The organism is Cognatishimia maritima, assembly GCF_900129685.1.
Classification (GTDB): domain Bacteria; phylum Pseudomonadota; class Alphaproteobacteria; order Rhodobacterales; family Rhodobacteraceae; genus Cognatishimia; species Cognatishimia maritima.
The window spans coordinates 61389-74092 of sequence record NZ_FQWM01000007.1; the positions used below are offsets into that span (position 1 = coordinate 61389).

General features: G+C 58.4%; 10 protein-coding genes. 8 read left to right on the forward strand and 2 right to left on the reverse strand.

Annotated elements, in window-relative coordinates:
• The first annotated feature begins 137 nt into the window (after positions 1 to 137).
• From BUA39_RS13790 to ilvD, 7 genes are all read left to right on the forward strand, one after another.
• Positions 138 to 2144 (forward strand): acyltransferase family protein, encoded by a 2007-nt coding sequence (locus BUA39_RS13790; RefSeq protein WP_084604993.1) that lies wholly within the window; start codon positions 138 to 140, stop codon positions 2142 to 2144.
• Entirely contained in the window at positions 2141 to 3703 is a 1563-nt protein-coding gene (locus BUA39_RS13795) for a GMC oxidoreductase (RefSeq protein WP_072793805.1), read from the forward strand. Before BUA39_RS13790 ends, BUA39_RS13795 begins: the two co-directional genes overlap by 4 nt.
• Positions 3704 to 3711: 8 nt before the next feature.
• Entirely contained in the window at positions 3712 to 4482 is a 771-nt protein-coding gene (locus BUA39_RS13800; RefSeq protein ID WP_072793806.1) for an SDR family oxidoreductase, read from the forward strand.
• 210 nt (positions 4483 to 4692) lie between these two features.
• On the forward strand, positions 4693 to 6132 hold the full coding sequence (gene zwf / locus BUA39_RS13805; protein ID WP_072793807.1) for a glucose-6-phosphate dehydrogenase: 1440 nt from the start codon (positions 4693 to 4695) through the stop codon (positions 6130 to 6132).
• An 18-nt stretch (positions 6133 to 6150) separates the two neighbouring features.
• Positions 6151 to 7959, forward strand: a complete 1809-nt coding sequence (gene edd / locus BUA39_RS13810; RefSeq protein WP_072793808.1) for a phosphogluconate dehydratase — start codon at positions 6151 to 6153, stop codon at positions 7957 to 7959.
• Between the two features lie 5 nt (positions 7960 to 7964).
• The gene (locus tag BUA39_RS13815) at positions 7965 to 8612 is read left to right on the forward strand and encodes a bifunctional 4-hydroxy-2-oxoglutarate aldolase/2-dehydro-3-deoxy-phosphogluconate aldolase (protein WP_072793809.1); all 648 of its coding nucleotides are present in this window, start codon (positions 7965 to 7967) and stop codon (positions 8610 to 8612) included.
• 133 nt (positions 8613 to 8745) lie between these two features.
• Entirely contained in the window at positions 8746 to 10599 is a 1854-nt protein-coding gene (gene ilvD / locus BUA39_RS13820) for a dihydroxy-acid dehydratase (RefSeq protein WP_072793810.1), read from the forward strand.
• A gap of 115 nt (positions 10600 to 10714) precedes the next feature.
• On the opposite strand, the gene BUA39_RS13825 is transcribed toward ilvD, so the two are convergent.
• The gene (locus BUA39_RS13825) at positions 10715 to 10939 is read right to left on the reverse strand and encodes a hypothetical protein (RefSeq protein ID WP_072793811.1); all 225 of its coding nucleotides are present in this window, start codon (positions 10937 to 10939) and stop codon (positions 10715 to 10717) included.
• 121 nt (positions 10940 to 11060) lie between these two features.
• Positions 11061 to 11663 carry a hypothetical protein gene (locus tag BUA39_RS13830; RefSeq protein ID WP_072793812.1) on the reverse strand — a complete coding sequence of 201 codons (603 nt, stop codon included), beginning with the start codon at positions 11661 to 11663 and terminating at the stop codon, positions 11061 to 11063.
• A 277-nt stretch (positions 11664 to 11940) separates the two neighbouring features.
• Here BUA39_RS13830 and rpe point away from each other — a divergent pair, with 277 nt between their 5' ends.
• Positions 11941 to 12621 carry a ribulose-phosphate 3-epimerase gene (gene rpe / locus BUA39_RS13835; protein ID WP_072793813.1) on the forward strand — a complete coding sequence of 227 codons (681 nt, stop codon included), beginning with the start codon at positions 11941 to 11943 and terminating at the stop codon, positions 12619 to 12621.
• Positions 12622 to 12704: the final 83 nt, after the last annotated feature.

Below are 12704 nucleotides of genomic sequence, written 5' to 3' on the forward strand. Positions count from 1 at the left end.
CAAGGCGAAACCAACGCCCGCTTGACTTATCTTTGCCCAGATTGCTCATTAGTGGCATCGGACATCACCCCTTTGGGGGCAGACCGAAGTTGAAGCCCGAACAACCGGGCCGAGCAGTTACAGAGGCACGCGCGCCCATGTCGCCATCATCCCAAATGCCCTATCGGCCCGAAATTGATGGCTTGCGGGCCATCGCTGTTCTGTCGGTGGTGCTGTATCATTTTGGGGTTCCGCTTCGGGGTGGCTTTATCGGGGTCGACGTCTTTTTTGTCATTTCGGGCTTTCTGATTGGCGGCATCCTGTGGCGCGAATTGAAAGCCACGGGCAGCATCCGCATTGGGGCGTTCTACATGCGTCGTTTCCGGCGACTGGCCCCAGCCTTTTTTGCAATGCTGTTTGCAGTTTTAGCGGTCGGTTGGGTCATTTTACTGCCGTTTGAATATCGGGAGCTGGGCAAATCGGCGATTGCGGCGACGGTCTATTTGTCCAATGTGCTGTTTTTCCGAAGCGCTGGCTATTTCGATACCCTGTCCGAGGAAAAGCCACTGCTGCACACGTGGTCTTTGGCCGTCGAAGAGCAGTTCTATATCGTGCTGCCTTTGTTGCTGATCCTGTTAGTGCGCATGTCGGGGCGTGTGCCAGCGATATTGGCCGGCTTGGCTGCCCTATCGCTGATCGGGTGTATCTGGCTGACGCCGTCGATGCCAACGGCGACGTTTTACCTGTTTCCATTCCGGGCGTGGGAGTTGTTGGCGGGGGTTCTGCTTGCCATCTTTTTGGCTGAAAGGCCCGCGCATGCTCTGCCGAGTTTGGTTTCCTACATTGGACTTCTTTTGGTCCTCGTCTCGGTGCTGATCATACCAGCGGGCGGGGCATTTCCCGGCGCTTGGGCCTTGATGCCGGTGGTTGGGACGGTATTGCTTTTGGCAAATGTGACTTCGGCGAATGGCGTCAATCGCGGATTGGCGCATCCGTTACCTGTCTTCTTTGGCAAGATTTCTTATTCGCTCTACCTGTGGCATTGGCCGGTCTTTGTGCTGGCGCTTTACTACCGTGCTGAGTTTGCTTCGCCCTTAGAAACTCTGGGTTGGCTGACGGTCGCCTTCCTTCTGTCGGTTCTGAGTTGGCGGTTTGTGGAACGGCCGGTGCGCGAGGCTCGAGCGCTATCGGCGCGCGCGGTTGTCGGCGGAACGGCTGTGGCAACGGTGGGGGCACTGGCACTCGCCGGGATGATTTTCAAAAACGACGGCCTACAGACCCGGTTTTCTGACGAGGCGCAGGTGCATATCGCGGCCTCGGCGGATTTTTTGCAGGATTGGAGCCGGTGTGAGATCGCGCCAGACGGCCCCTTCGCTGGGCTGGAACTTTGCCCCATTGGCCCTGAAGGCACGCCCGAGGTTCTGATCTGGGGAGACAGCCATGTGCGCGCGCTGCGCGAGGGGCTGGACCTTGCCAGTTTGGAAGCTGGCGTGCCCGGTGTGATCATTTGGCGCGCTGGCTGTCCGCCATTCTTTGGAATTGAGAAAGAAGAGACGGCCGCAACCCCCGCCCAAAACCGCGCTTGCGGGGATGCGAACCGCCAAATTGAGGTGGCTATGACCGAAATGGATCAGTTCCAGTCTGTCCTGCTGGTCGGGCGCTGGGCTTATTATTGGAACGGGCAGGGCGTCGGGCGAGATGCTGTGAATGAAATCCGCGTTTGGGCCTCCTCTGCACCGGATCAGAACCAGCAAGAGGCATTGACGCAGACGGCGCGTGACACGGTCGCGAAACTAGGCGCTGGCGGCGCGCAGGTTTTTGTTTTTCAGCAACCGCCGGAGGTTGAAAACTACGACAGTCGCCATGCCGCACGGGCATTTGCGTTGAAGCACCTGCCGGGGTCGGTGGTCGACGAGGTCGCGCAAGATGTGGCCCGCGCTGATGTGGAGCGGCGACAGGGGACGGCGAACTCCCTTTGGGAGGGCCTGTCTGCCGGGGGGGCGATCAAAGCCTTGCAAAGTTGGGACGCCTTCTGTGTCGAAGGAAGCTGCAACGCTGTCATCGACGGCGTCGGGCAGTATTTTGACAACAACCACCTGACCAATCTGGCCGCTTTACGCATCCGCGCTGTCTTTGCCCCGCTTTTTGAGGCCACGCGCCCATGAGCCATCCTCTGATCCAAGAGCATTGGGACGTCATTGTAGTCGGCGCTGGTTTGGGCGGTGGCACCGTAGGGCGCGCTTTGGCAGAGGTGGGCAAGAAGGTGCTCTTTGTCGAATTCGGCTCGGACGGGCACCGGATGGAGACCAACGGCCTGTCCGAAACGCCCTTGCCTGCCGCGCGGTTGGCACGGGGTTTGTGGCCATACCCGATGGAGGTGCAGGTCGATGGGCAAACCTCGCAAGTCTTTGCGCCCATCGGTGCTGGGGTGGGCGGGTCTTCGGTGTTTTATGCCGCCACACTTGAGCGACCTGAACCGCATGATCTTGAGGCCTCGCCAACGATGCCACATCCGACGGGGGGATGGCCCGTCAGCTTTCAAGACATGCAGTCATGGTATGACCGTGCTGCGCGGCAGTTTCAGGTTTATGGGACTGCAGATCCCTTGTCGGATCACGCGCCGGTCGAGTTGCGGGATGCGCCAGACTTCAATGAGGCCGAACGCGCCTTGGAAGAGGCGTTCGAGAAAGCAGGATTACATCCTTATCATGCGCATACGGCCATGGCGCAGGGGGCGGCGCATGACGATTGCCTTGGGCGCAGGTGTGCCAAGGACAACTGCAAAATGGATGGCCGATCTGCGGGGGTCGAGCCTGCGCTTGCGACGGGCCGCGCGTTTCTTTTGTCTGACGCGCGCGTTTCGAAATTGCTCGGGGATGCGCAAGCGATCAGCGGGGTCGAAATCCGGCATGGTGGTGAAACGCACATCCTGCGCGCCGATCAATACGTGCTGGCTGCAGGGGCTTTGGGATCGCCACGCGTTCTGCTGGCATCCGCCTCTGAAGCATGGCCAGACGGTGCAGGCAATGGGTCCGGTCTGGTCGGGCGCAATTTGATGTTTCACCTGAATGAGTTGTTCGCCATTTGGCCGGGCAGGGGTGTGCCTTCAATGGGGCCAACCAAAGCACTGTCGCTCCGGGATTTCTACAGCCATGACGGGCAACGGTTTGGCACCTTCCAAGCGATGGGGGTGCGGGCCTCCTATGGTGAAATTCATCACTACCTTTGTCAGATGGCTGCGAAATCTGGGTTCGGGAGTGGCGCGCGCATGGGCCATCTGTTGCGCCTGCCGGCCGCCATGGCGGCGCGCCTTTTTGGCGAGGCGCAGATATTTGTCGGCCTTCTGGAGGATATGCCCTACGCAGAAAACCGTGTGGTCTTTGACCCAAAGACGCCGGATGTCATCAAGGTCGACTATCGTATCCATGACGAATTGCGAGCGCGGCGTAAGGCGTTCAGGCGTCAAATCTTTCGGCGCACAAAGGGCTTGCGGCGGTTGCCCTTGGGCTGGGGACCGGAGCTGAATCTTGGCCACCCCAGCGGGACTCTGCGATTTGGGGCTGATCCAAAGACATCTGTTCTGAATGCAGACTGCCGTGCGCATGATTTGCAGAACCTCTGGGTTGCCGATGCGTCGTTCATGCCAACTTCGATGGGGGTCAACCCCAGTCTGACGATTGCTGCCAACGCCCTGCGCGTGGCAGAGTGCATGATGAAAGCATAGGGGGCGAGATGCGGCTTACACCAGAAGATGGCGTGGCGGTTGTCACCGGCGGTGGCTCTGGCCTAGGGCGCGCGCTTGTGCTGCGTCTGTGCGCGCTGGGTTTCACTGTTGTTGCCATCGGACGACGTGAAGCGCCTTTGCTTGAAACGCAATCTTTGGCTGGCGAGCGTGTGGTGCCAATGGTGCTAGACGTGTCAGACAGCGATGCCGTGCGGCAGGGCTTTGAGAAGATCACCGACCAGCACGGGCAGATCGCCCTGCTGATCAACAATGCAGCGGTCTATCCGCAGCGGGATATTCTGGACGAAACGCCGGAAAGCTACGCTCGGACCTGTGATATCAATTTCGGCGGTGTTGTGGCCTGTTCGATGGCGGCGCTTGACCAGATGACGAGACGCGGCTGGGGTCGCATTCTGAATGTCGCGACCTTTGCTGATCTTAACCCGCTGCCCGGCGCGTCGGCTTATTCGGTCTCCAAAGGGGCTGCGCGTATATTCACCCGCGCGCTGGTGGCGGATCTGGCGGATCGCTATCCGAATATCGTGATAAGCGATTGGATGCCGGGCATGCTGCGCACAGAGATGGGGCTGCCAGAGGGGTTGCCGCCTGAAGTCGCTGCGAAATGGGGAGTAGAGCTTGCTTTGCAGGTCGCGCCTGACCTTATGGGCACGACATTTGAGCAAGATCGAGAGATTCTGCCGCCGCGTGGACTGAAAGGGAAAGTCAAAGACATGGTGACCTTTCGCAGGCGCAAACCTCGGGTTCTGTCGCCCGACTGACAAACGCGCGCAGTCTGCGTTCGTGTGGCAATTCAAAACAAAAGCGCTTTGGAAAGCGCCTTGCATTGCGCACATGTTGTTCTATGTTAGCGCTATCAGTATTGAGTCGTGTTATACTGCGAAGCGACAGTTGGCGGTTTCGCATGGCCCAAAAGACGTTACATAGCGGTGCTAGCTGCAAGCCCATCAAGCATTGCCCCGAGGAATATCATGGTTTCAAGAGTCATCCCCGTTAAAGCATTCGATCTGGTCCTGTTTGGCGCGACTGGTGATCTGGCGCAGCGCAAGATTTGGCCGGGGTTGTTTCACCGCTTTGTCGCTGGGCAGTTCGATGAACACAGCCGCATTCTGGGCGTGTCCCGCTCTGACCTCGACCAAGCAGCCTTTCGCAAGAAAGTGGCGAAATCAATTGAAGACCCCAAGGCCGACAAAGACCTGATTGAGAAGTTCCTAGAGCATGTCGACTATATCTCTATCGACGCCACCGGAGAGCGCGGTTGGGATGCGCTTGCCCAAGCGGTACGGCCAGATACGGTGCGGGCGTTTTACCTCTCTGTTGCGCCACGGTTCTTTGGCCCTATTGCGCGGCGGCTTGAGAAATTCGGCATTGCGACGCCTGATAGCCGGATCGTCGTGGAGAAGCCGTTTGGTCATGATCTGGAATCCGCCAAGACACTGAACGAAGAACTGCGCGCTTGTTTTCAAGAACATCAGATCTACCGGATCGACCATTATCTTGGCAAAGAAACGGTTCAGAACCTGATGGCGCTTCGCTTTGCCAATTCGCTGTTTGAACCGCTGTGGAACTCTTCCCAGATCGACCATGTGCAGATCACCGTGGCCGAAAGCCTCTCGGTTGAGGGACGTGGGGAATATTACGATCAGTCCGGTGCAATGCGCGATATGGTGCAAAACCACCTGATGCAGCTGCTCTGTTTGACAGCGATGGAGCCGCCGTCAAAGTTCACGCCGAACGCGGTGCGCAACGAAAAGCTAAAGGTGATCGAGGCGCTGGAGCCTGTGCCACCAAGTGACATCGCGCGCGGCCAATACCGGGCGTTTGGCGAGCAAGGCAGCTATCGCGACCACTCGGGCAACCCCGACAGCACGACCGAAAGCTTTATCGCGATGAAGGTCGAAGTTGCCAACTGGCGCTGGGCCGGGACACCGTTTTATCTGCGCACTGGCAAATGCCTGCGCCAGCGGCTATCAGAGATTGCCGTTTTCTTCCGCAATCCGCCGCACATGATTTTTCCCGGCGCTGAAACGCCGCAAGGCAACGTTTTGGTTATTCGGTTGCAGCCTGACGAAGGCATGACGTTGCACACAACGATCAAAGATCCCGGACCGGGCGGCATGCGGCTGACCGAAGCGTCGTTGGATATGACCTTTGCGGACAGTCTGAAAGGGTCTGAGCAGCCGCAGGACGCATATGAACGGCTGATCATGGACGTGATCCGTGGCGATCAGACGCTGTTTATGCGGGGCGACGAAGTCGAAAGCGCGTGGGCTTGGGCAGACCCGATTATCGCGGGCTGGACCGAGCGGAAAACGAAGCCACAGCAATATGATGTCGGCAGCGCAGGGCCGGAAGACGCGCTGCTGTTGATGCACAAAGATGGGCGTCGCTGGCGCTCGATTGGCGCGTAACGCGCGGGGAGAGTTGAGATGAGTTTGAATGACACGCTGAAAGCTGTAACGGACCGGATTATCGCGCGCAGTGAAGACACGCGTCGCCCCTATCTGGATCGTATGGCTGCTGCCAACTCCAAAGGCCCAAGTCGCGCGCATCTGTCTTGTTCGGGGCAGGCGCATGCCTATGCCGGCGCGGGCGAGGATCAATCCGCACTTGCGACCGGCAGCGCTGGCAATCTGGGGATTGTGACCGCCTATAACGATATGCTTTCGGCCCACCAGCCCTTTGAACGCTATCCAACGCTGATCCGCGATGCGGTGCGCGCAGCCGGTGGCACCGCACAGGTTGCTGGCGGCGTGCCTGCCATGTGTGACGGGGTCACGCAGGGCGAGGCGGGTATGGAGCTAAGCCTGTTTTCGCGGGATGTCATCGCCATGGCCACGGGCATTGCCATGAGCCACAACACCTTTGATGCGGCGGTCTATTTGGGCGTTTGCGATAAGATCGTACCGGGCCTGATCATCGGTGCGCAGGCCTTTGGACACCTGCCTTCGGTTTTTGTGCCTGCGGGGCCAATGACCAGCGGCATTTCCAACGACGAAAAGGCGATGGTGCGTCAGCAGTATGCCAAAGGCGAAGTCGGGCGCGAGGCATTGATGGCGTCTGAAATGGCGGCCTATCATGGTCCGGGCACCTGCACGTTTTATGGCACCGCCAACACCAACCAGATGTTGATGGAGTTCATGGGGCTGCACTTGCCAGGGTCGTCTTTCGTGACGCCGAACACGGAATTGCGGGACGAATTGACCAAAGAAGCCGCGCGTCGGGCGCTGTCGCTCTCGGCTTTGGGCAATAACTATACGCCGACCTGCGACATCCTTGATGAAAAAGCCTTTGCCAATGGCATCGTCGGGCTGATGGCAACCGGTGGCTCCACCAACCTTCTGATCCACCTGCTGGCCATGGCGCGGGCAGGGGGTATTGTGCTGGATTGGCAGGACTTTTCTGCCCTGTCAGCCGTGGTTCCCTTGCTGGCGCGCGTCTATCCAAATGGTTTGGCGGATGTGAACCATTTCCACGCCGCTGGTGGCTTGGGTTATATGATCGGCGAACTGTTGAACGGGGGCCTTCTGCACCCAGACACCAAAACCATCGCGGGAGAGGGGCTGGAAAACTACACCAGCGAGCCTTTCTTGGGCGATGATGGGCTGACATGGCGTCCGGGCACCAAAGTGTCGCTGAACGATAAGATCGTGCGCCCGTTGTCTGATCCGTTCCAAGAAAACGGCGGCCTCTCGCATTTGAACGGCAACCTCGGCACCGGAGTGATGAAGATTTCAGCGGTTGCGCCAGAACATCGTGTCGTTGAGGCACCCGTACGGGTTTTCCATACACAAGACGCGGCCAAAGACGCCTTCAAAGCAGGCGAAATGACAGGGGATGTCATTCTTGTGGTGCGGTTCCAGGGACCAAAGGCCAACGGTATGCCCGAACTGCATAGCCTGACGCCGCTTTTGCAGATCATGCAGGGACGCGGCCAAAAGGTGGCTTTGGTCACCGACGGGCGCATGTCCGGTGCCTCTGGCAAAGTGCCGTCGGCCATCCACGTCTGCCCAGAAGCGCTGGACGGCGGTCCGATTGCATATTTGCAGGATGGCGATATGGTGCGCGTCGACGCAGTTGCGGGCACGCTCGAAGTTCTCACTGAAGGCGTGTTTGACCGCGCCCCGGCGCAGGCCGACCTTAGCGGCAATGAAGCCGGGGTTGGACGCGAACTGTTCACAGCATTCCGTGCCTCGGTTGGCTCTGCCAATCAGGGTGCCTCAGTTTTCGGAGCCTAAAGACGATGACCATCACCCCAACCCAAGCCAGCGCGCAGGCGCGCGAAATCTGCGAATTGGCCCCGATTGTGCCGGTGCTCGTTGTGCATGACGTGGCCCATGCGCGGCCCTTGGCGGAAGCGCTTGTTGCCGGTGGTCTGCCTGCGCTTGAAGTGACATTGCGCACGCCTGCCGCTTTGGACGTGATCCGTGAAATGGCACAGGTGGAAGGCGGCGTTGTCGGGGCAGGCACCTTGCTGACGCCCGCAGATGTGAAAGCCGCCAAGGAAGCGGGTGCGAAATTTGGCGTGTCGCCGGGCGCGACGGACAAATTGCTGGATGCCTGCGAAGCGGAAGACCTACCCACACTTCCGGGCGTGGCAACTTCTTCTGAAGCGATGAAGATGCTGGAGCGAGGCTATACCATGCTCAAGTTCTTCCCGGCAGAAGCAAACGGCGGCGCGCCCGCGCTGAAAGCCATCGGTGCGCCTTTGCCGCAGATTTCATTCTGCCCAACAGGCGGCGTCAGCCCGCAGAACGCGAACAGCTATCTGTCGCTGCCTAATGTTGTCTGCGCTGGCGGCAGCTGGGTTGCACCATCGGACCTCGTGAAAAAGGGCGATTGGAAAGCGATCGAAGAACTCGCGCGCGAAGCCAGCCAACTGTCGCGCTAAGCCAAAAGCGAATGACATTTCAAAAACGGGGTGGAATTCGCAAGATTCCGCCCCATTTCACTTGCAAATCTTTCGTCGGGGTGGCACCCGGTGGGGCCAGACAAACCACACGTAGACCTTAGAGGATAGCGATATGCCCGATCTTCGTTCCAAGACTTCGACCTTTGGCCGCCGGATGGCCGCTGCTCGTGCGCTGTGGCGTGCGACTGGGATGAAAACAGAAGACTTTGGAAAGCCGATTGTCGCGGTCGTGAACTCTTTCACCGAGTTCGTGCCGGGTCACGTGCACCTGAAGGACATGGGCCAACTGGTCGCGCGCGAGATTGAAAAAGCGGGTGGTGTTGCCAAAGAAATGAACACCATCGCCGTGGATGACGGTATCGCCATGGGCCACGACGGCATGCTGTATTCCCTGCCGTCCCGTGAAGTCATAGCGGATTCCGTTGAATATATGGCGAATGCGCACTGCGCGGACGCGCTGGTTTGTATCTCCAACTGTGACAAGATCACTCCGGGCATGCTGATGGCCGCGATGCGCCTGAACATCCCAGCCGTGTTCGTTTCCGGCGGTCCGATGGAAGCCGGTAAGGTGATCCTGAAAGACGGCGAGCACAAAGCCGACCTCGTGACCGCCATCGTAGGGGCGACCGACACAGACCGCAGCATGGAAGAGGTCGAGAAACTTGAACGGTCGGCCTGCCCAACCTGTGGGTCATGCTCTGGCATGTTCACTGCGAACTCGATGAACTGTCTGGCCGAAGCACTGGGTCTGGCATTGCCGGGCAATGGCTCTTTGCTGGCGACCCATTCCAAACGCGAAGCTTTGTTCAAAGAGGCCGGTCACAAGATCATCGAACTTTGCGAACGCTGGTACAAAGACGGCGACGAAACCGCGCTGCCGCGTGGTATCGCAAACTTCAAAGCGTTCGAGAACGCCATGGCGCTGGATATCGCGATGGGCGGGTCCACCAACACCGTTCTGCACCTTCTGGCGATTGCGCATGAGGGCGAGATTGATTTCACCATGGCGGACATGGATCGCCTGAGCCGTCAGATCCCTCACCTCTGTAAGGTCGCGCCCTCCACGCCGAAGTATCACATGGAAGACGTGCACCGCGCGGGCGGCATCGCGCGTATTCTGGGTGAGCTGGATCGCGAGGGCAAAATCCACCGCGAAGTGGCCACCGTGCATGAACGCACCATGGGTGAGTTCATCGACAAATGGGACGTGCGCCGCGAAAGCGCCGGCAACGAAGCGCGTGATCTGTTCATTGCTGCGCCCGGCGGCGTTCGGACAACGCAGGCCTTTAGCCAATCCCGGATGTACACAGACTTGGATCTGGACACAGAAGACGGCTGCGTGCGTGATTTCGCGCACGCTTACTCCGAAGAAGGCGGACTTTGCGTGTTGTTCGGCAATATTGCAGAACAGGGTTGTATCCTGAAAACCGCGGGCGTGATCAAAGAAATGTATGAATTCGAAGGCACCGCAAAGGTCTTTGAATCCATGGAAGACGCCATGCACGGCATCTTGCAGAACGAAGTGCAGCCCTATTCTGTTGTGGTGATCCGCTACGAAGGCCCAAAGGGTGGGCCGGGTATGCAGGAAATGCTTTACCCAACCGCCTATCTGAAGTCGAAAAAGCTTGATACGACCTGTGCTCTGCTAACAGACGGTCGTTTCTCTGGTGGCACAGCGGGCCTGTCTATCGGCCACGCCTCGCCTGAGGCAGCTGAAAAGGGTGTGATCGCGTTGGTAGAAGATGGCGACAAGATCAAGATCTCGGTGCCAAACCGGACAATCCATCTGGATGTCAGCGATGAAGAACTTGAGCGTCGCCGCGCCAATCACCCGCAGGCAGACAAAAAAGTCTGGAAAGCCGTTGGTCGCCCACGTGCCGTATCCAAAGCACTAAAGGTCTATGCAGCCCATGTTGCCAACGCCTCGCTCGGTGCGGTGCGCATGATTGACGAAGACGACGACTAAAGTGTTGAAACAGAGCGGCCTTTCGCAAGGGCGCTCTGAACACTGATGGACAAAAAAATGGGGCGCATGGGCGCCCCGTTTTGTTTGGATGTCATTTGCTCAATGACCCGCCAGATCAGAGACCCATACGGTCCGCGAAAACGTGGCGTACGATTGTTTCGCGTGTCAGGCCTTTGGCGGCAAGTTGTTCATCGGTCATTGCGTTCAGACGTTCGATGGTCTGCATACGGGTGCTGTTTTCGGCTGCGAAAACCAAAAAGCGTGCGAATGCGGAAAAGGGTGTTGCAAGAATGCGCAGTAGGCTGGTGCCCTGTGCGGAATGAAGTGCTGCGGTCGCCATGGGACGTCTCCTGAGTAAACTGTCCCTCCCTGTGGATTAAGTTAACGCATGGCGCAGGCGGGTGTTAGTGCCGATGCGGCATGCCCGCCATGCGTTTTGTGCAAAGCCGTTCATCAATTGCTTATTTCTTTGGCTTTCCCGGCATAGATGGCGGCGTTGAAGGCTGACGCGTGCGCCTGCGTGGTGTGGGCGTGGCCGGAACATCCGCTGCTTTGGGCTTTGTCGGCGTTGGCTCTGCAGGCTTAGGCGCCGGGGGCGTCGCCGCCTTCTGGACGGTCTTGGCCACTGGTTGAGCGGCAGATGCCGACGTTTTCGGGGCAGGTTTTGGCTTTGATGCCACCGATGGCGTTGCCGCAGGGGTGGGCACAGTGGTTTTCGCGGCAACTTTTGGCGCTACCGGGGCGGCTGGCGCTGCTTTCGGTTTCGCCCCAGGTTTGGCAGCGCGCTTTGCGGGGGCTGCCGATTTTGGCTTGGACGCCGATTTGCGCTTGGCGGGCTTAGGCATAACAGGCGCTGGCTTGGCTGGCGATGACACAATCCGCTTGCTGGTAAAATCGGGCGTGGGTTTTGGACTTGGGGCCGCGACCCCGAGACCAGCAACCGAAAGCGTAGAGATCATGGCTTGCTGCATGATGCGACTTACACGTAGCTGTTGTTCAATGGCTTTGCCGAAAAGCGACCAACTGGCGACGGTTGCGCTGAGGGGATCAACAAACAATTGCATTTGGCATGTCCTTCTCTGGTGAGGCACCTGCAGGGTGCGCTAGAATTCAGTTTGCTGGGCTCGCGACCCGAAAATATGTTTGTGCTGTAACTCGCTTATATGACAAAGCGGCGTCGCGGACCTTATAGGTTGAGTGAATTTCATCACAGGTGATGCTGCAATGCGGCATAATGCGCGGAACTGCCTAAAACGGCGGCAACTGTGGGCGGCGCGTTGCACTTTTGTGGGTTTCCGCGCATTTTCCCGACAACGAATCAAAGGCCCGAGGACATAGCCCATGACGTTCGACCGCTCGATCAAGATCGCCCCATCGATCCTTTCTGCCGACTTCGCCAACTTTGGACAAGAAATCGAGGCCGTTGAGGCGCAGGGGGCTGATTGGATTCACGTCGACGTCATGGATGGGCATTTCGTGCCAAACCTAACCTTCGGCCCGCCTCTCTGTGCCGCCATCCGCAAGCACATCAAAACGGTGATGGATGTGCATCTGATGATTGCACCAGTTGATCCCTATATCGACGCCTTTGCAGAGGCCGGCGCAGACGTTCTGACCGCGCACCTTGAGGCTGGCCCACACATTCACCGCACTTTGCAAGCTATTCGTGGGGCGGGCTGTAAGGCTGGTCTGGCGCTCAACCCGGGGACCGGTATTGAGGATGTGGAATACCTGCTGGATATGGTGGACCTGATCTGCGTGATGACGGTGAACCCGGGTTTTGGCGGCCAGAAATTCATTCACAGCCAAGTCGACAAGGTGAAAAAACTGCGGGCGATGATCGGGGATCGTCCGATCCACATCGAAATCGACGGCGGCATCACGCCCGAAACCGCACCGCTGATGGCCGCAGCAGGCGCTGACGTTTTGGTCGCAGGTTCTGCTGTTTTCAAAGGCGGTAGCGTGCAAAACCCTGCGCCTTATGGCGAGAACATCCGCGCGATTAAGGCGTCTATCGCCTGATCTTGCGCCAAGGGTTAGTTTCGACGCGTATGTGGTTGCGCACCCTTGCGTGCAATTTTTGAGAGATTGATCTATAATTTGGT